This window comes from Pseudomonas sp. C2.3V (assembly GCF_058536325.1).
This window is the reverse complement of sequence record NZ_JBZUBN010000001.1, coordinates 3,572,136-3,591,342: the sequence shown is the minus strand read 5'-3', so window position 1 is coordinate 3,591,342 and position 19,207 is coordinate 3,572,136. Positions and strand designations below refer to the sequence as shown.

Here is a 19,207-nt window from a genome sequence, read left to right as displayed (position 1 = left end):
GTCCTGACGGGTCGCCCTGCATTTCTTAACGCTTTCTTTACGCCTCCCTGGGGGCTTACGTCTCGATCCTTTACAGGACTCCTCCCGACAATGCTCTCCATCAGCGGTCGTGCCGCGTAAAGGAGAGAGTCATGAGCGTTCTGGATAGCCTGTGCCTGCTATTGGCCGTGGGCCTGTTCGTGTACCTGCTGGTGGCGCTGATGCGCGCCGACCGTTCGTGAGGCCGCGACCATGAGCACTGCCGATGGCCTGTTGATTGTCCTGTTTTTGGCGTTGTTCCTAGCGCCAGCGCCTCTTCTGGGGCGTTTTTTCTACCGTGCCCTCGAAGGCGAGCGTACTTGGCTTACCCCGGTCCTGGCGCCGCTGGAGCGGGTGGGCTATCGCCTTGGCGGTATTGACGCCCGGCAGGAGCAGAGCTGGCAGCAATACGCCCTGGCGCTGCTCCTGTTCAATCTGGTCGGCTTGCTGGCCTTGTTCCTGATGCTTCTGCTGCAAGCGTATCTGCCGCTCAATCCGCAGCATCTGCCGGGGCTTGAATGGACCCTGGCACTGAACACGGCGATCAGCTTTGTCACCAACACCAACTGGCAGGCCTATAGTGGTGAGGCGTCGCTGTCGTATTTCAGCCAGATGGTAGGGTTGGGCGTACAGAACTTCGTGAGCGCTGCGACCGGGATTGCCGTGCTGGTAGCCTTGAGCCGCGGCATTACCCGCCGCAGCGCCCTGGCGCTGGGTAATTTCTGGGTCGATCTGACCCGCGCGACGCTTTATATCCTGCTGCCGCTCAGCCTGGTGCTGGCCGTGTTGCTGATCTGGCAGGGCGTGCCGCAAACCTTCTCGGCCTATATCGACGCCCAAACGGTCCAGGGCGGTACGCAAGCCTTGCCGCTGGGGCCAGCCGCCAGTCAAATCGCCATCAAGCAGTTGGGCACCAATGGCGGTGGCTTTTTCGGCGTGAACTCCGCGCACCCTTTCGAAAACCCGACGGCGCTGAGCAATCTCCTGGAAATGGTCTCGCTGCTGCTGATCCCGGCCGCACTGGTGTTTACCTTTGGCCATTATGTGAAGGATCTACGGCAGAGCCGGGCGATTCTGGCCTGCATGCTGGGCCTTTTGCTGATCGGCATAGGCGTATCGCTGTGGTCCGAATGGCAGAGCAATCCGGCCCTGGCCTCGCTGGCTGTTGAGCAGGGGGCCTCGCTGGAGGGCAAGGAAAGCCGCTTTGGCATCACGGCCTCGGTGCTCTGGTCGGTTGCCACCACGGCGGCCTCCAACGGGTCGGTCAATGCAATGCATGACAGCCTTTCGCCGCTGTCCGGGCTGGTGGCGTTGTTCAACATGATGCTGGGAGAGGTCATCTTTGGCGGGGTAGGCGCCGGGCTCTACGGCATGTTGCTCAACGTGCTGATCGCGGTGTTCCTGGCCGGGCTTATGGTGGGGCGCACCCCGGAATACCTGGGCAAGAAGCTTGAAGCGCGGGAAGTTCGCCTGCTGGTGGCAACACTTCTGGTCATGCCGCTGGGCGTGCTGGTGCTGGGGGCTCTGGCCATCAGCCTGCCGGGACCGGTATCGGCCATCAGCAACCCCGGCCCCCACGGCTTCAGCCAATTGCTTTATGCCTATACCTCCGCCACCGCCAATAACGGCTCGGCCTTTGGCGGGTTCGGTGCCAACACGCCCTTTCACAATCTGATGCAGGGACTGGCCATGCTGCTTGGCCGTTATGGCTACATCCTGCCGGTACTGGCCATTGCCGGGAGCCTCGCCGCCAAGCGTACCGTACCGCAGGGGCCAAACAGCTTTCCTACTCACGGCCCGCTGTTCGTCACGCTGCTAACCCTGACCATCCTCTTGGTAGGTGGCCTGACCTTCCTGCCGACCCTGGCCCTTGGGCCGATTGCCGATCAACTGATGCTTTTCGGTGGACATTGATATGAACATGCATACCCAACCGACCACTGCTGCCGCTGCGCCTGCGCCCGGCAAACCGCTCTGGCAGGCAGCGCTGGTCCAGGCCTTTGTGAAGCTGGACCCACGGCAGCTGGTGCGCTCGCCGATCATGTTCGTCGTGGAGCTGACTGCCGTCTTCACCACCGTGCTGTGCTTTTTGCCGCAAGCCGGAGTGAGTACCGCCGTGGCCGTACAAATCACTTTGTGGCTGTGGTTCACGGTGCTCTTTGCCAACTTTGCCGAAGCCCTGGCCGAGGGACGCGGCAAGGCGCGTGCCGATAGCCTGAAAGGCGTAGGGCAGGACCTTATGGCCCGTCGCCAGACCTCGGACGGTCTGTTCGAAATGGTGCCGGCCGTGGGGTTGCGCAAAGGAGATGTGGTCCGCGTCGAGGCAGGTGAGCTGATTCCGGGAGATGGTGAGGTCGTCCAGGGGATCGCTGCTGTCAACGAGGCGGCCATTACAGGCGAGTCCGCCCCGGTCATCCGTGAGTCCGGCGGGGATCGCTCGGCCGTAACTGGCAATACCCAGATCGTCTCAGATTGGCTGTTGGTACGCATCACGACCAATCCGGGCGAATCTACGCTGGATCGCATGATCGCCCTGGTGGAGGGGGCCAAGCGGCAAAAGACGCCTAACGAGGTCGCGCTGGATATCCTGCTGATCGGCCTGACCCTGATCTTTCTCCTGGTGGTCGCTACGCTTCAGCCCTTTGCTCGCTATGCCGGTGGGGACCTGCCCATGCTGTACCTGGCGGCACTGCTGGTGACGTTGATTCCGACCACCATTGGCGGCCTGCTTTCGGCCATTGGCATTGCCGGGATGGATCGTCTGGTGCGACTGAACGTGATTGCCAAATCCGGCCGTGCTGTGGAGGCTGCCGGGGACGTGCATACGCTGCTGCTGGACAAGACCGGCACCATCACCTTTGGCAACCGCCGGTGCAGCGCCATGTATGCGGCAAGCGGCGTTACGGCCAAACAGCTGGCTGAAGGCGCCCTGCTGGCGTCACTGGTGGACGATACCCCTGAGGGCAAATCCATCGTCGAATACCTGCGGGCTCTACATCCCATGAACGAGCCTGCCCGTGATGCGGTCACGCCGATCACTTTTAGCGCCGAGACACGCCTGTCCGGTATTGATTGGGACGGCCACGTCTACCGCAAGGGGGCAGTGGACGCCGTGCTGCGTTTTCTGGGCATGACACGTAGCCACCTGCCGGATATGCTGGCCCGTGAGATCGACCGCATTGCCAAGGATGGCGGAACACCGCTACTGGTCTGTGCCGATGGGCAGCTGCTTGGGGCCATTCACCTGAAGGATGTGGTCAAGCCCGGTATCCGAGAGCGTTTCGCCGAGCTGCGCAAGCTGGGTATCCGCACCGTGATGGTAACCGGTGACAACCCGCTGACCGCCGCGGCGATTGCGGCCGAGGCGGGTGTTGATGATGTGATCGCCGAAGCCACGCCTGAGAAAAAGCTGGCCCGCATCCGTGAGGAACAGGCGGACGGCAAGCTGGTTGCCATGTGCGGTGATGGAGCCAACGATGCTCCGGCGCTGGCCCAGGCTGATGTGGGCATGGCCATGAACGACGGCACCCAGGCGGCTCGCGAAGCGGCCAACCTGGTGGATCTGGACTCCGACCCTACCAAGCTTCTGGACGTCGTGCAGGTGGGCAAGGAGCTATTGGTTACACGTGGTGCGCTAACCACCTTTTCCATCGCCAATGACGTGGCCAAATACTTCGCCATCTTGCCAGCATTGTTCGCCAGTATTTATCCGCAGTTGGGTGCACTTAACGTGATGGGCCTGCACAGTCCGCAAAGCGCGATCCTGTCCGCCATTGTGTTCAATGCCCTGATCATCGTGGTGCTGATACCCCTGGCACTACGCGGTGTACGTATCCAGGCCGCCAATGCTAGCCAATTACTGCGCCGTAACCTGCTGATTTATGGCCTCGGCGGGCTGCTGGTGCCGTTCGTGGGAATCAAGCTGATCGATATGGTGTTGACTGCTGTAGGGCTGGCCTGAGCGGCCGGTCTTCCTTAGGAGAATCGTTATGTTTGCGCACGTTCGTCCCGCCCTGGCCATGATGCTGGTCCTGAGCCTGATCACTGGAGTGGCCTACCCGCTGGTGGTCGCCGGTGTCGGACAGGCCGCCTTTGCCAGTCAGGCCAATGGAAGTCTGATTCGCAACCCGGCGGGTCAGGTCATCGGCTCGGCATTGATCGCACAGCCCTTTACCGGAAACCAATGGTTCCACCCGCGTCCCTCGGCGGGTGATTTTGCCACGGTGTCCAGCTGTGCGAGCAATCTCGCGGCATCCAACCCGGCACTGGTACAGCGAATCGCCGAGTCGCTGGGGAATGAGCAGGGCAGTTGGCCGGCGCCGCTGGCGTTGGTCATGACGTCGGGCAGCGGGCTTGACCCGGATCTGCCGCCGGAAGCCGCCCGATATCAGATTGCCCGGATAGCCCAGGCGCGCGGCATACCGGCCGATGAGCTGGAAAAACTGATCGCCGAGCATACGGAGCGCTCGCTGATCGGGCCTCCAGTGGTTAATGTGCTGCAACTTAATCTGGCCCTGGATGAGCGTACGCGATGACCGATGCCGCCGAGCGCGCCGATGCACTGCTTGCCGACCACGCCGAAGGACGTGGTCGGCTGAAGGTATTCCTGGGCGCGGCGCCCGGTGTCGGCAAGACCTACGCCATGCTCCAGGCTGCCCAGGCTTTGCAGCGACAGGGTGTGGACGTGCGGATCGGCGTTGTGGAAACCCACCGACGCGCCGAGACTGAAGCCTTGGTCGCTGGTCTTGCGCAACAACCGCTACGGCGATACGACTACCGGGGCATGCACCTGGCGGAGCTGGATCTGGACGGTGTACTCGCCAATCCACCCCGACTCGTGCTGGTCGATGAGCTGGCGCATACCAATGCGCCGGGGAGCCGCCACGCCAAGCGCTGGCAGGACATCGAAGAGCTCCTGGCCGCCGGGATCGATGTCTACACCACCGTCAACGTCCAGCATCTGGAAAGCCTGAACGATCAGGTGCGTGATGTGACCGGCGTACAGGTGCGCGAGACCGTACCGGACCGGCTGTTGCAGGATGCCTATGAGATCGTTCTGATCGACCTGCCGCCGCGCGAGCTGTTGGAGCGGCTGCGTGAGGGTAAGGTCTATGTGCCCGAGCAGGCGCGGGCAGCCATCGATGCCTTTTTCAGTCAGACCAATCTGACCGCCCTGCGCGAGATGGCCATGCAGACGGCAGCGGCGCGGGTCGACTCGGATCTGGCCCGGCGTTATCGCGCCCAGGGGGAGGATGCCCCGGCGCTTCTGGGGCGTCTGCTGGTGGCGGTCAACGGTGACGGTCAGGCGGAGCGGCTGGTGCGCCATGCGAGCCGGGTGGCGGAGCGCCGGCATCTGCCGTGGAGCCTGGTACATGTCGAGACCGGGCGGACACAGGACGAGGCCGAGCGCGCCCGCCTGCAAGCCGCCCAGCGTCTGGCCGAGCGGCTCGGGGGCGAAGTGGTCATTCTGCGGGCCGGGGAGGTGGCGAAATCCCTGGTGAATTACGCCGTGGAGACCCGGGCCAGCCTGTTGCTGGTTGGGCGCAGCCGGCCCACCTGGGTTCGCCGTCTGTTTGGTACGGGGCTGGCCTCGCGCTTGCTACAGTTCGAGACGGGGCTTGAGATCAGTGTGCTGGACGCCCGCGAGGAGGTAGGCACCTCCCTGCCAAAGGCGCCCCAACGCAATGGCGGGGATTACCTGCTGGCGATCGGCGCTACCGTGGGCGCAGCCCTTCTGGCCAAGGCCGCCTCCAGCCTGCTGGAGCTTCCCAATATTTCGCTGGTATTCCTGACCGCCGTTTTGCTGGTCGCCATTCGCAGTAGCCGTGGTCCGGCCATCCTGTGCGCGGTTCTGAGCTTTCTGACCTATAACTTTCTGTTCATCCCACCGCTGTTCTCGTTCACCATTCAGCGTGAACAGGATGTGCTGACGCTCATGTTCTTTCTGTTCATGGCAACGCTTACCGGCAATCTGGCGGCCCGCCAGCGAGGGCAGCTGAACAGCCTCAGACAGGCCCAAACCGAAACCGGCGCCCTGCTTGAACTCTCCCGCAAGCTGACGGCCGCCACTGACCGGCAGGCGGTACTGAAGGCTGCGGCGCAGCAGCTGAGTTCCACCGACATCGAGGTCTGCCTGATGAGCCGGGATAGCCATGAGCAGTGGCATGTCGAGGCTGGGACCGCCAGCGTCCTGAATGAAAGCGAGCGTGCCGCGGCTGACTGGGCGTGGAAGCACGAGCAGCCAGCCGGTCATGGAACGGATACCTTGCCCCATGGGCGCTGGTGGTGGTGGCCCTTGGCATCCGAAGAGGGCCCTCTGGCGCTGCTGGGGATTGCCTTGAAAGACGGCAGGAGCCTGAGCGCCGAGGAGCGCCGGCTGTTTGCTGCGCTGGGTCAGCCGCTGGCCCAGGCGCTGGCGCGGGCGCGTCTGGCCGAAGACCTGGAGGCTGCACGCCTGCATGGGGAAACCGAGCAGCTACGCAGCGCCTTGCTGGCCTCCGTATCGCATGACCTGCGCACCCCGCTTACCGCCATGCGCGGCTCTATCGACACATTGGCCACGCTGGGCGACAGCATCAGCGCCGAGGATCGCCAATCCCTTCTGGATACGACACGCCTCGAAGCCGAACGTCTGGATCGGTACATCCAGAACTTGCTCGACATGACCCGGTTGGGTCATGGCGGGCTGCAGCTGGCCCGCGACTGGGTCTCCCCAGGCGACGTCGTGGCCAGCGCCCTGAGCCGACTGAAGCCTGTACTGGCACCGCTGCATGTCGAAACGTCAGTTCCCCCCGATATGCCGCTGCTCTATGTGCATCCTGCCCTAATCGAACAGGCCCTGATCAACGTATTGGAAAACGCGGCGCGGTTTTCCCCGGAGCACGGGCGTCTGCGCGTTGCGGTCGAGCATGACGATAAAGAGATCCGCTTGGCTGTGAGCGACCAGGGCCCCGGTATTCCAGAGGCGGAACGTGCCCGGATTTTCGATATGTTCTACACCGCCGCACGGGGTGATAGAGGCGGACAGGGTACAGGGCTGGGATTGGCAATCTGCCAAGGCATGGTGGGCGCGCACGGCGGTCGCGTGACTGTTGATACCGGCCTGGACGGAAAGGGGGCGACCTTGACCCTGCATCTGCCGCTGCATCCACAACCGCTCGGTGACAACGAGGGCTGAGGCGTTTCGCCTTTCAATAACGTAGCATGCGGAAAGTGTTCGCTTTTTCTGAAGGCTTCCATGACCACAAATGCACCCTTGATCCTGATCGTCGATGACGAGCCGCAGATTCGTAAATTCCTGCGCATCAGCCTGACGGCCCAAACCTATCGGGTCATCGAGGCTGCCACCGGCGCAGAAGGGTTGGCCAAGACGGCACTGGAGCGGCCTGATCTGGTCGTGCTGGACCTGGGCCTGCCGGATGAAGATGGGCAGACCATCCTCAGGGAAATTCGTGAATGGTCGTCCGTACCGATACTTATTCTGTCGGTCCGGGCGGATGAGCAGGAAAAGGTCCGTGCACTGGATGCAGGGGCGAATGACTACGTCACCAAGCCCTTCGGCATTCAGGAGTTTCTGGCCCGGGTACGGGTATTGTTAAGGCAGGGTGTAGCCCAGCCGCAGACGGAGTCAGCCCTGAGCCTGGGAGCGCTTAAGGTAGATTTTGCTTTCCGCCGCGTCACGGTGCAGGACAGTGACATCGCCCTGACGCGCAAGGAGTACGCAGTGCTTGAGCACCTTGCTCGACATCTGGGGCGCGTGGTGACCCAGCAACATCTGCTCAGGGAAATCTGGGGCTCGTCCCATGTCGAGGACACCCATTACCTACGTGTCGTGGTAGGGCATTTGCGGCAGAAACTGGGCGACGACCCTGCTGCTCCGCAGTACATCATCACCGAGCCTGGGGTGGGTTACCGGCTACGTGACAGGCACGATGCCTGAGCCCATCCCTGGGCGCTGGCGGATCACGCTTCGAGCATCTGCTCGCGACTGTACTGAAGTGCAGCCTGAGCGCGCTTGATCAGGTCCTCTTCTTCAGTCTGGGCCAAGACGGTATTGGCCAGCAGTTCGATGTTCTGCAGGTGAGTCATCTTTTCATCCCGACTTATATTGTCGAGCATGCCAAGCTCTTCGATCCGGTCTTCACACCGGGTGAGCAAGCGATTGTGAAAGTCGTACTGGGATTCGTAGTGCTTGGTACGACGGGCACGGCGAGGGGTACTGATTACCTGATCGGTACTGGGTGCTAGAGACATGATGTACTTCTCAATCATCAAATAAATCGTGGTATGGCAATATGCCATTTCCCGATCTGGTCGACCATACCCCGTACCGGTAATGGTTCATTTTGGAGATGAGCGGATACGTCTTGGGCACGTAAAGGCTCCCTTTCAATGAATGAAACGGCAGGGTAGCGATTTGAAATCATTCAATTGTCAAAAAAACGTGAAAGACTGACCGGTGGAGTTGACCTGTGTCACGAAAGAGGCACTGCCTGTATCCGGTTTCCCTCACCTCAATTCGAACCATCCAGAACGATCGACGGTCGACTTTCTTACACGGGCCTCAGTATTGGCGGGTCCGGAAATCGACGTGGAGGTAGAAAGATGGTTTCCAGAATAGGCATGGTCGGACTCACCCTATGTGCCGTGCTGCTCAGTGGCTGCTTTGGCAGCTCCGATGACAAATCCAGCGAATCCAGCTCCGAGAAGGCATCCATCCAGATGCACTCGCCCCAGGACGACGCCACCGGCCAGGACAACCAGGACGCCAACAGCGGCAAGTAAGTCAATAGGGCGCGATTGAAGGTTGGTGGCCTGCCTGGCAGGTCGCCCGGAGCAGGTCGCCCGGAGCAGGAAGGTAAGGCATGGCGAACACCGAGGATCTGAAACTGCTGGAAGAGCTGCTTCTGGCCCGAGGCCCGGGCGGGCAGGAGGATGAAGTCAGGCGCATCTGCCTACGTGAGCTCAAGCGCAGCTGTGATGAGGTATGGGTCGACGCGGCCGATAACGTGATCGGGGTCGTGCGGGCCACCGAGGAGATTTCCCGGGAAGAGGCTGCACAGCGCAGCGTCGTGATCATGGCGCACCAGGATGAAATCGCCATGGTCGTCAAACGCGTCAACCCTGACGGTACGTTGAGCGTCGTCGCACTGGGCGGGGCCTTTCCGGTGAACTTTGGCATGTGCCCGGTCGATATCATGGGTGAGCATGCCCTGCTGCCAGGTGTACTGTCATTCGGAACCATGCACGCCACGCCCGAATCGCCTCAAGGAGCCGATGTGCTCAGCGGCAATGTGCAGTGGAAGGATGTGCATGTGCTTACCCGGCGCTCGAAGGATGAGCTGGGCGAAGCAGGCATACGGGCTGGTACACGAGTTGTACTGAGTCAACATTGGCGCCAGCCCTTTAATGTTAATGACGCTATCGCAGCCCATTTTCTGGATGACCGTGCGCCTATCGTGGCGACGCTCAAGGCTGCTGCGTTGACGGCTGCGCGCCGTTCCCTCCTCAAGCGCGATGCCGTGTTTGTCTTTACGACCAAGGAGGAGGAAACCAATGGCGGTGCTCAATATGCAGCCCGAACGCTACCCGGTGAAATTGTCATTGCCGTCGAGGTGGGGCCTATCGCCGAGGAATACGATACGCAGCTTAGCGCCGACCCGATTGTGCTGACCGGTGATGAAAAAGGGTTTTACTCGAAATCCGTAACGGACGATCTGTTGCAGGCTGCCGAGCGTTGCGGACTCAATCCGCAACCGGCGCTCATGCCGGATTTTGCTTCCGATGCCAGTGCCATACTCAGTTCCGGCTCGAAAGGTAAGGCAGGGTGTATCGCCATCCCAACTGAAAATACCCATGGCTATGAGGTGGTCCTGCATGACGGTATGGATGCCTGCGCCCGAACGCTGACGGAATACCTGATCGGCAAGCCTGTGAACGGATAGTGGTCCCGTAGAGAAAGGCCATTCGGAGAATGGCCTCGTGTTCACTTAGATCGATACGCTGATCCGGGACGCCTTGGACGCATCCAATGAATAGTTGCTAACGCTCTGGTACTTGCGTATCACCGCTTGCGCCAGCAGGTTAACGGCATCATTGGCGGCTGTTGATGAGGTGCTGGCTGCACTGACCGTACCAGACGTGCTGCTATCGTCATTGTCCGTCTGCGCCATCATCGAGGCCTGTAATGCACGGCTCAATTCATCCTGACTGACTTCTCCGTTCTCGTCTTCGTCCAGTGCGGACATCAGCGACGTGCTGTTAGTGTCGTCCAGAGCGGCCAGTTCGAGGGTACTGAGTGTACCGCTGGCATCAGCATCCAGGCTGACGATCAGCTCGTCGGTCAGGTCGTCGCTGTCTGCATCAGCTACCGGCATGGGAGGCGGTGGTGGTGCGAATGCACTGGCAAATTCACGTGGGCTGATGCTATCGCTGCTGTCCTGATCCATCAGGCTGAGCAGCTGGTCGACATCAATTGCCGTGCTGTCGTCACTCTCTCCGCTGCTGGAGGCGGCTGCGGTCAGCTCGCTCTGGCTGATCGAACCATCACCGTCGGCATCCAAGGCCTTGAACAGATTCTTGAGTGGATTTTCATCATCACTCGTGGTGCTGGCGGGTACGGTGGTACTGTTCTTGTTAGCAGTGTAACTGCTGAAATAGCTGGAATGACTGTTACCTATTCCACTGATCATGACGGGGCTACCTGGCTGAGAAAGGGCTAAAGGGAGTTCTCAGGTTCAAGCTTCACGCATGAGTATGTCGTGGGTATCGTGACTGTGTATCTGGCGAGATACACAGCGGTTGAAGGCATCATGCCGAGCGTATCGGCAGCATAATGAGGGCGGTCAGTCCACCGCCTGGGGTTTCTTCCAGGCGCAACGTGCCGCCTTGGTTTTGAATGGACTCCCGCGCAATGGCAAGGCCCAGCCCCACGCCGCCGGAGTTGCGGTTACGGGAGCCTTCCAGGCGGAAAAACGGCTCGAATACTGCCTCGCGGTATTGGGCCGAAATGCCGGGACCGTGATCGCGCACCTGTATTTCTATGGAGTCAGGATGTTCCTTCAATACGATTTCGGCGCTACCCCCGTAGCGCAGTGCATTATCGAGCAGGTTGGTCAGGCATGAGCGCAGGGCCATGGCCTGGGCCCGAACAGGTTTGCACTGGCCACTCAGCGATACATCGGCTCCGTCATCCAGAGCGTTTTCCGTCAGTGATTCAGCCAGAGCCTGAATATCGAACAGCACCCAGGGCTCTTCACTGCGTTGCTCGCGCAGGTACTCCAGTGTTGCGTTGAGCAAGTTGATCATGTCGTCCACATCCTGCGTTACACGGCTGCGCAGTTGAGGATCATCGATGTCTTCCAGCCTGAGCTTCACGCGGGCCAGTGGTGTACGCAGATCATGGGAAACCGCCGCCAGCATCCGTCCGCGTTGCTGGATCTGCGCCACAATGCATTCGCGCATCTGGTTCATCACCCGTGCCGCTTCACGGGTTTCGTGAGGGCCCGTTTCCGGTATGGGAGGGCTGTCCAGGTTATCGCTCAGGTCCTGCGCTGCCGCGGTGAGACGGCTGATAGGGCGGGTCAGCAGACGGGCACTGATCCAGGCAGCAACCAGCAGAGTGCCTAACTGAAAGGGGAACGGTCCGCCCAACATCCAGCCAAGCTGACCTAATGCCGAAACCGGCGGTCCGGCAGGAGGCGGGAGCGATGGCTTGGTAAAAGGCGGCAGAGGGTGAGGACCACTGAATGCTGTGATCGCGGGTGGTGGTAGACGAGACTCAGCGCCTGGCAGCAGCAGGGATGGGCCGGGCTGCCTTCCCATATAATGGAACCAGGCGAAGGCCAGCAGGTGGCCCAGTACGATGGCAATGACCAGTACGCCGAACAGACGCGCAAATAAGGTGTCCAGACGGCGCACAGGTCAGTTTCCGATTTTCTGGGCGTCGAACAGGTAGCCTTCGCCGCGCACCGTCTTGATAAGCGTTGGTGAGCGGGGGTCGTCTCCCAGCTTTTGCCTTAACCGTGAAACTTGCAGGTCGATACTCCGATCGAACGCCTCGATGGCGCGTCCACGGGTGGCATCCAGTAGCTTGTCGCGGCTGAGCACCTGACGCGGGTGATCGATAAATACCCAGAGCATTCGCACCTCGGCGTTGGATAACGGAACGACCATGCCGTCCGGTGAGTGCAGCTGGTGCCGCACTCCATCGAGCTTCCAACCATCGAAGCGGATATGCGTGCGTGCAACATTCCGGCGTACGCCTCGCGTATCCTGAGTTCTACGCAGTACGGATTGAAGACGGGCGACCAGCTCCCGTGGTTCGAAGGGTTTGCCCATGTAGTCATCGGCACCCAGCTCAAGGCCGATGATCCGGTCCATGGGCTCCGACTGGGCCGTCAGCATCAAGATGGGAATACTGCTGTCCTGACGCAGCCACCGGCACAGAGACAATCCATCTTCACCAGGCAACATCAGATCCAGAATGATGATGTCGTAGCTGTTGCCGCCCAGCTTCTGCCGCATCTCGGTGCCACTGGCCACGCCGTCGACATACAGATTGAAGCGCGCCAGATAATCACCGATCAGCTCGCGCATGGGGGCGTCGTCATCGACCAGTAAGACCCTGGCCGTCCAGCGGCTGGGCTCATCAGCAACGGGCGATGCAGGAAAAGGCTGGCGGTCCATAGATACCTGGCGAAAACAAAAAGGCAGGGCCGGAATGCTAGCGAGTCGCCCTACCGGCATCTATAGGTAGCGGCTGACCTTACCTCTTCTTTACAAACCGATACATTCGACCGATAAGAAGAACTAATGGATGGGTTTAACGTTATCAATGAGGTCGCTTGAATAAAGGCGAAAGCCAACTTCGAATAACCCCCTGTTTCCAAGTACTCAAACCATGCCCGAAGGCAGGCTGGGCAAGGGCTCCAGCTATTCATGCGCTTTTGGCGGGGCGGTTTGCTAGACCGTTCTCATCGGCACTTTGCCATGCTGCCTGACACCTGATTGTCATGCTATGTCCGCCTAATGGCGCTTCGCTTGGCCGAACTCCCCGTAGCTTTCCAGACCTAAATAACTCCAACAACCGTGAATTTAGGCTTGGAAATCGCTATGGCTGACGAACAGAAAACACTCACAACCCGTCAGGGGCATCCTGTCAGTAATAACCAGAGCCTGCGCAGCGTAGGCGAGCGCGGCCCGGCTACGCTGGAAAACTATCAGTTCATCGAAAAGATTACCCATTTCGACCGCGAGCGCATCCCGGAGCGCGTCGTGCATGCCCGTGGTACGGCGGCGCATGGTTATTTCGAACCCTATGGCAAGATCGGCGACGAGCCTGCCAGCAAATACACCCGAGCCAAGGTGCTCACCAAGACCGGCGTTCAGACGCCTATCTTCCTGCGCTTCTCCACCGTGATCGGTGGCAAGGAATCGCCCGAGACAGCTCAGGACCCCCGTGGCTTCGCCATCAAGTTCTATACTGAAGACGGTAACTGGGACCTGGTCGGTAACAACCTCAAGGTCTTCTTTATCCGTGATGCGATCAAGTTTCCGGACATGATCCACGCGTTCAAGCCGGACCCTATCAGCAACCGTCAGGAGCCCTGGCGCTTCTATGACTTTGTGCAGCATCATCCTGAAGCGCTGCACATGGTGACTTGGGTCAAGAGCCCCTGGGGTCGCCCGGCTACCTACCGCAACATGCAGGGCTCCAGCGTAAACACCTACAAGCTGGTGAATGACAAGGGTGAAGCGGTACTGTGCAAGTTCTCCTTCGAACCCAAGCAGGGTGTGAAGAACCTGACCAGCGAGCAGGCTGCTGAAATCCAGAAAAATGACGTGGGGCATGCCACCCGCGACCTGTACGACGCCATCGAACGAGGCGAATTTCCTGAGTGGGAAATGTGTGTCCAGGTCATGTCCGAGGACGAGCACCTGAATCTGGACTTCGACCCACTGGATGACACCAAGCGCTGGCCGGAAGACAAGTTCCCGCTGCTGCCGGTAGGCCGAATCGTCCTGAATCGCAATCCGTCCAATGTCTTTGCCGAGACCGAGCAGTCTGCCTTTGGTACTGGCGTGCTGGTAGACGGTATCGACTTCTCCGACGACAAGATGCTGCAGGGTCGGACGCTATCGTATTCCGATACCCAGCGTTATCGCGTAGGCGCCAACTACCTGCAACTCCCGATCAATGCGGCAAAAACAACGGTAGCCACCAACCAGCGCGACGGCTTCATGGCCTACAACGTGGATAATGGTGGGGAAAATCCCCATGTGAACTACGAGCCCAGCACCCAGGGCGGTCTGCGTGAAGCACCCAAGCCCAAGAAGGACTACCACCAGTGGGTCGAAGGGCATCTGGGACGTTATCAGACCACCAAGACCGCGGCGGATTACAAGCAGGCCGGTGACCGCTATCGCACCTTCGAGGACTGGGAGCGTGAGGACCTGATCAACAACATCACAGGCGATCTCAAGCAGTGCCCGGAAAACATCCAGCTGCGGATGATCTGGCACTTCTGGCATTGCGATCCGGATTACGGTCAGCGTCTGGCCGACGGTGTGGGTGTTGATATCGAAAAGGCCAAGGCACTGCCTCCGTTGGAAGGCCGTCCGGCACCGGGCCAGGATCTGGACGTGACCCTCTATGACACCGGCGAGCCGGAAGGGGATAGCAAAAACAATCCCACGCAGGCCAGCGTCATGACTGACAGCGTCAAGTAATCTCCCCAAAAGGCCCTTGAGGCCTGGTTTGGCGGCTACGTCGACTCATGAGCGACGTAGCCGCTTTTTTATTCAAGCGGCAGTCCCAGCTCCTTTTCGATTTCCACCTTTGAGATGCCAAAGTGGGTCATCAGAAAAATGATCTGGCTTTCCAGCCCATGTGGCGCATCTTCGGCTTCTAACGTATCCAGCGATTCCATCTCACCTTCTTCATCCTCCGGCGCCTCGTCCGTACGAATGCTGATGACATCGGGCTGGTTAGCCCCTGACGCATCGCGAACCAGTTCATCCAGAGCCGACTCCCGAATACCAGCCTGACGGGCACGTTCCGCCAGCTCAGCCGCAACGTGCTCGATATGGGTACGTTCCGACAGCCATTGCCGAAAGCTGACGCAGGCCAGCATGGCCTCGGTGCGTTCATCGCAATAAGCCACATAGGCTTCGAAAAGCGGATGTTCGCGGTCTCCGTCCAGAACGGCTCCCAGGACATGCTCTTCACTGTTCAATGACTCGATGCTCATGCAGACCTCATCTTCGATTTGAATATGTACCTGTAAACAAGGAGGCTTGAAACAACGCGCAAGTTCAAAGCCTGTATGCAAAGTACGCAGCATAAGACGGCGAGGGTTTCATTCGTCACCGCAAGGTCGGAAAATGGTAATGACTCTTACTTGCTACGGTGAAGAGTTTTGATCCCGCGGAGCCAATGTGGAATAGTGCCCGCTTTTTTCGCCTTACCGTTAATGGCCCCGTGGGCTATCAGGTCACTCATGTTCAAGCGCTCATTTCTGTCTCTCTGTCTGTTTTCCCTGGCGGTTGTTTTCGCCCAGGCGGCCCAAGCCAATCCGATCACGCTCAATGATGGCGAGCACACCCTTACCTTGCCAGAAGCACCCAAGCGTGTCGTAGCGCTGGAGTTTTCCTTTGTCGATGCGCTGGCTTCAATTCATGTCTCGCCGGTGGGCGTTGCCGATGACGGCGATGCCAGCCGCGTCCTGCCTCGCGCTCGGGAAGCCATTGGTGAGTGGACGTCTGTCGGTTTGCGCTCGCAACCCAATATCGAGGTCATTGCCCGGCTGAAGCCGGACCTCATCATTGCAGACGAGAGCCGTCATGCCGGTCTCTATGACGAACTCTCCAGCATTGCCCCTACGCTGCTGCTGCCGTCTCGCGGAGAGAATTACGAAAGCAGCCTTACCTCAGCTGAATTGATCGGCAAGGCGCTGGACCGTTCCGTGGACATGCAGGATCGTATCTCGGCCAATCGCCAGCACCTCAAGGACATTGCGGCGAATATTCCTGCCAACACCCAGGTTCTGTTTGGTGTGGCCCGGGAAGACAGCTTTTCCGTACACGGCCCTGACTCATATGCTGGCAGCGTGCTTAAGACCATTGGCCTGACGGTACCAAGCGTGCGTGCTGGCGCAGCACCGACCGAGTTCGTGAGCCTCGAACAGCTCCTGGCGCTAAACCCCGGCTGGCTGCTGGTCGGGCATTATCGCCACCCGAGTCTGGTGGATGCCTGGAGCAAACAGCCGCTGTGGCAGGCCCTCGGTGCGGTACAGGTCGGGCATGTGGCCGATGTGGACGGTAACGTCTGGGCACGCAACCGCGGCATCATGGCGTCCGAGCAGATTGCCGAGGATGCGCTGAAGATCCTGACCGGCAAGGACCAGGAGTGAGCCGTACCCTGGCGCTGTGCTTTGCTTTCGGGGCGATGAGTGCGGTAGGCCTTGGGCTGTTCTGGTTGTCGTTATCGGTCTACTCGCCCTTCGTCATTACCCGGCAGGATGCCTTCCACGGGCTGTTTTCCGGCGGCCAGGGCGGTACGCAGATTGCCTTTGTTGTTGCGCAGCTGCGTGTGCCCCGAGCAATGGCGGCTGCCCTGGTAGGGGCTGCATTGGCCATGGCGGGCGCACTCATGCAGGGTATTACCCGCAATGAGCTGGCATCGCCTTCTCTGTTTGGTGTCACGGCGGGAGCGGCGCTGGGGCTGGCGCTCTTTTCAACCGGATTGGTGGCGCTGCCATTGCCGGGCGGTGCCATGATCATGACCCTGCTAGGCGGTGCGTTTGCCTGGGGGATCGTGTTCAGCCTGGGCAAGGCGTGGTCGGTGGGGGATACCCAGGGCCGTCTGGTACTGGCCGGTGTGATTGTCGCGGCGCTGTGTGCGGCATTGACACGGCTGACCATCATTCTGGTCGAAGATCAGGCGCAGAATGTCCTGAACTGGCTGGCAGGCTCCTTTGCCAACGTCACTTACAGCCAGGTTGGACTGCTGTGGCCTGCCGTGCTGGTCGGCAGCGTCCTGGCGCTGGCCTGCGCGCCCCGGCTCAATCTCATCAACCTGGGCGATGACGCGGCCCGCTCGCTGGGTGTTCGGCTTGCCGGGCTGCGGCTGCTGGTCTTTGCGGTCAGCCTGTTGCTGGTAGGCGCGAGCGTCTGTGCTATCGGGCCGATCGGCTTTGTCGGTCTGGTCGCGCCCAACATGGCCCGCTACTGGCTGGGGCACGATTACCGTGTGCTGGTGCCCGCCAGTGCCGCTCTTGGCGCGGTCATCGTTCTGGCCTCCGATATCCTGGCTCGCGCAGTGGCGTTTCCGGCTGAAACGCCGGCTGGTGTAGTGACGGCTCTGGTGGGGGCGCCGTTTTTCCTATGGCTGGCGAGGCGCTCCCGATGAGCCGTCCTGCCGCTAGCCTGATCGCGCTTATTGCCGTATTGCTCGTCGTCTGCCTGGCGAGTCTATGCATCGGCACGCAATGGTTGAGCCCTGTCGAGGCGATCCAGCACGTTATCGCGCATGACGCGCAGGACTTTCTTGTCTGGCGGCATCGTCTGCCGCGAACATTGATCGCTGTGCTGGCCGGAGGAAGCTTTGCCCTGGCAGGCGCGTTGGTGCAGGGCGTGATTCGCAACCCGCTCGCTTCACCTGAGATTCTGGGGGTAACCCAGGGTGCGGGGCTGGCATTGACCATCGCGCTGATCTATTTCCCTGCGCTTTCGCTTGTCTGGCTACCCGGGGTAGCCTGCCTTGGAGGTGCGCTTGGCGCAGGTGCCCTGGCACTCTACAGTGCCGGGCGATCCTTTTCCGGGGTACGTTTTGCGTTATCGGGTGTGGCGATCTCACTCACCCTTGGCAGCGTAATCGAGTTTCTAATCCTGTCTCACCCTCTTAACATCAATACCGCCCTGCTGGCCCTGACCGGTAGCCTGTGGAGCCGCACCTGGCACCATGTTGGACTGGCCGTACCGCTGCTGGCAGGGCTGCCCTTGGCGCTTATGCTGGCTAAGCCTCTCAATCTGATTGGGTTGGGCGATGAAGCCGCTTCGGGGCTGGGGGTTCGCCTGGGCCCAGCACGACTCGCCGTGCTGGTACTGGCCGTGATCCTGACGAGTCTGGGCGTGGCGATCATCGGGCCGGTCAGCTTTATCGGTCTGGTCGCACCGCATCTTGCGCGCCGCCTGATCGGTGGCCGTCATCAGTGGCTACTGCCAGCAAGCGCCATTGTAGGCGCCATTCTGCTGGTACTGGCCGATACCTTGGGGCGAGGGCTGATCCCACCGGTTGAGATTCCAGCCGGTATTCTCACGGCCATCATTGGCGCGCCGTATTTTCTATGGCTGCTCACGCGGCTCAAGGGGTGACTCCATGCTCGAAGCAGTCGCATTGACACTGGGATATGGCAGCAAGGCCATTGTCGACACGCTTCACTTCAAGGCACCTGCCGGCCAGGTAACAGCCTTGATCGGCCCCAACGGCTGCGGCAAGTCGACCTTGCTCAAGGCCTTTGCCCGAGTGCTGGCACCCACGCAGGGCGAAATAAGGCTGGGCGGTAGGGCGTATGCCTCTCTGTCTGCGAAGGAGATCGCTCAGCAGGTTGCCTTTCTGCCGCAAGTGTTGCCTGTGCCGGAAGGGGTGACAGTCGAACAGCTGGTGGGCTACGGCCGTAGCCCGCATAACGGCCTTTGGGGGCGTCTGCGCCAGATGGACAAACCCCATGTGGAAGCAGCGCTTGAACGCATGGGGCTTGGCGAACTGCGTGGTCGGCTGTTGGCGGACCTTTCCGGTGGCCAGCGTCAGCGCGCCTGGCTGGCCATGGTACTGGCGCAGGATGCATCCGTGGTTCTGCTGGACGAACCCACAACCTATCTGGACATCTGCCATCAGGTCGAGCTGCTCGAACTGATGCAGTCGCTTGCAGAAGAGGGCAAGACCGTAATTACCGTACTGCACGACCTGAATCAGGCCTGTCGCTATGCTGATCACTTGGCTGTGATGAAACAGGGTGCCCTGCAAGCGCTCGGCTCACCTCACGAGGTTATCAACCCTGCTTTGGTGAAAGAGGTGTTTGGCGTCCGGGTACAGGTCATGAAAGAGCCCTGCGCCGGCACCCCGATGTGCGTCATCGAAGGTGTAGCCTAAACAGGGTATCGGCAGATGAGGTCGCCTAGACGGGGT

18 protein-coding genes are annotated in these 19,207 nt (G+C 60.3%); 13 read left to right on the top strand and 5 right to left on the bottom strand.

Features of this window, described 5'->3' with window-relative positions:
• The first annotated feature begins 131 nt into the window (after positions 1 to 131).
• Genes kdpF through AC4LF3_RS17055 form a run of 6 tightly spaced genes read left to right on the top strand, consistent with a single transcriptional unit; the run spans position 132 to position 7,957 of the window.
• On the top strand, positions 132 to 221 hold the full coding sequence (kdpF, locus tag AC4LF3_RS17080; RefSeq protein ID WP_010795812.1) for a K(+)-transporting ATPase subunit F: 90 nt from the start codon (positions 132 to 134) through the stop codon (positions 219 to 221).
• Between the two features lie 10 nt (positions 222 to 231).
• Positions 232 to 1,932: a potassium-transporting ATPase subunit KdpA gene (gene kdpA / locus AC4LF3_RS17075; RefSeq protein ID WP_491835976.1), complete on the top strand. Its 1,701-nt coding sequence runs from the start codon at positions 232 to 234 to the stop codon at positions 1,930 to 1,932.
• Position 1,933: 1 nt separating this feature from the next.
• Positions 1,934 to 3,979, top strand: a complete 2,046-nt coding sequence (kdpB, locus tag AC4LF3_RS17070; RefSeq protein WP_491835974.1) for a potassium-transporting ATPase subunit KdpB — start codon at positions 1,934 to 1,936, stop codon at positions 3,977 to 3,979.
• Between the two features lie 28 nt (positions 3,980 to 4,007).
• Positions 4,008 to 4,553: a potassium-transporting ATPase subunit KdpC gene (gene kdpC, locus AC4LF3_RS17065; RefSeq protein ID WP_491835972.1), complete on the top strand. Its 546-nt coding sequence runs from the start codon at positions 4,008 to 4,010 to the stop codon at positions 4,551 to 4,553.
• Positions 4,550 to 7,195: a DUF4118 domain-containing protein gene (locus AC4LF3_RS17060; RefSeq protein ID WP_491835970.1), complete on the top strand. Its 2,646-nt coding sequence runs from the start codon at positions 4,550 to 4,552 to the stop codon at positions 7,193 to 7,195. Before kdpC ends, AC4LF3_RS17060 begins: the two co-directional genes overlap by 4 nt.
• Positions 7,196 to 7,255: 60 nt before the next feature.
• A complete protein-coding gene (locus tag AC4LF3_RS17055; protein WP_491835968.1) occupies positions 7,256 to 7,957 on the top strand; it encodes a response regulator in 702 nt (233 codons plus the stop codon).
• A 23-nt stretch (positions 7,958 to 7,980) separates the two neighbouring features.
• On the opposite strand, the gene AC4LF3_RS17050 is transcribed toward AC4LF3_RS17055, so the two are convergent.
• Positions 7,981 to 8,271 (bottom strand): hypothetical protein, encoded by a 291-nt coding sequence (locus tag AC4LF3_RS17050; protein WP_010795806.1) that lies wholly within the window; start codon positions 8,269 to 8,271, stop codon positions 7,981 to 7,983.
• Positions 8,272 to 8,622: 351 nt separating this feature from the next.
• Between AC4LF3_RS17050 and AC4LF3_RS17045 the strand changes: the two genes are divergently transcribed.
• On the top strand, positions 8,623 to 8,802 hold the full coding sequence (locus AC4LF3_RS17045; RefSeq protein WP_074822038.1) for a hypothetical protein: 180 nt from the start codon (positions 8,623 to 8,625) through the stop codon (positions 8,800 to 8,802).
• A gap of 80 nt (positions 8,803 to 8,882) precedes the next feature.
• Entirely contained in the window at positions 8,883 to 9,962 is a 1,080-nt protein-coding gene (locus tag AC4LF3_RS17040; RefSeq protein ID WP_407362348.1) for a zinc-binding metallopeptidase family protein, read from the top strand.
• A 45-nt stretch (positions 9,963 to 10,007) separates the two neighbouring features.
• Here the strand turns inward: AC4LF3_RS17040 and xopAW are convergent, their stop codons facing one another.
• From xopAW to AC4LF3_RS17025, 3 genes are all read right to left on the bottom strand, one after another.
• Positions 10,008 to 10,709 carry a XopAW family type III secretion system calcium-binding effector gene (gene xopAW, locus AC4LF3_RS17035; RefSeq protein ID WP_491835965.1) on the bottom strand — a complete coding sequence of 234 codons (702 nt, stop codon included), beginning with the start codon at positions 10,707 to 10,709 and terminating at the stop codon, positions 10,008 to 10,010.
• Between the two features lie 118 nt (positions 10,710 to 10,827).
• A complete protein-coding gene (locus tag AC4LF3_RS17030; RefSeq protein ID WP_491835963.1) occupies positions 10,828 to 11,937 on the bottom strand; it encodes a sensor histidine kinase in 1,110 nt (369 codons plus the stop codon).
• A gap of 3 nt (positions 11,938 to 11,940) precedes the next feature.
• On the bottom strand, positions 11,941 to 12,705 hold the full coding sequence (locus AC4LF3_RS17025; RefSeq protein WP_491835961.1) for a response regulator: 765 nt from the start codon (positions 12,703 to 12,705) through the stop codon (positions 11,941 to 11,943).
• Between the two features lie 426 nt (positions 12,706 to 13,131).
• Between AC4LF3_RS17025 and AC4LF3_RS17020 the strand changes: the two genes are divergently transcribed.
• On the top strand, positions 13,132 to 14,748 hold the full coding sequence (locus AC4LF3_RS17020) for a catalase (RefSeq protein WP_150346598.1): 1,617 nt from the start codon (positions 13,132 to 13,134) through the stop codon (positions 14,746 to 14,748).
• A 68-nt stretch (positions 14,749 to 14,816) separates the two neighbouring features.
• On the opposite strand, the gene AC4LF3_RS17015 is transcribed toward AC4LF3_RS17020, so the two are convergent.
• The gene (locus AC4LF3_RS17015) at positions 14,817 to 15,269 is read right to left on the bottom strand and encodes a hypothetical protein (protein WP_010795799.1); all 453 of its coding nucleotides are present in this window, start codon (positions 15,267 to 15,269) and stop codon (positions 14,817 to 14,819) included.
• A 249-nt stretch (positions 15,270 to 15,518) separates the two neighbouring features.
• On the opposite strand from AC4LF3_RS17015, the gene AC4LF3_RS17010 reads away from it, so the two are divergent.
• From AC4LF3_RS17010 to fecE, 4 genes are read left to right on the top strand one after another with little or no spacing between them, the layout of a single operon-like run.
• Positions 15,519 to 16,430 (top strand): Fe(3+) dicitrate ABC transporter substrate-binding protein, encoded by a 912-nt coding sequence (locus AC4LF3_RS17010; RefSeq protein WP_434134968.1) that lies wholly within the window; start codon positions 15,519 to 15,521, stop codon positions 16,428 to 16,430.
• Positions 16,431 to 16,465: 35 nt separating this feature from the next.
• Entirely contained in the window at positions 16,466 to 17,428 is a 963-nt protein-coding gene (fecC, locus tag AC4LF3_RS17005; protein WP_286787910.1) for an iron-dicitrate ABC transporter permease FecC, read from the top strand.
• The gene (locus AC4LF3_RS17000; RefSeq protein ID WP_074822050.1) at positions 17,425 to 18,393 is read left to right on the top strand and encodes an iron chelate uptake ABC transporter family permease subunit; all 969 of its coding nucleotides are present in this window, start codon (positions 17,425 to 17,427) and stop codon (positions 18,391 to 18,393) included. The genes fecC and AC4LF3_RS17000 overlap by 4 nt, the downstream gene beginning before the upstream one ends.
• A gap of 4 nt (positions 18,394 to 18,397) precedes the next feature.
• Positions 18,398 to 19,171, top strand: a complete 774-nt coding sequence (gene fecE, locus AC4LF3_RS16995) for a Fe(3+) dicitrate ABC transporter ATP-binding protein FecE (protein ID WP_286790531.1) — start codon at positions 18,398 to 18,400, stop codon at positions 19,169 to 19,171.
• Positions 19,172 to 19,207 lie beyond the last annotated feature (36 nt).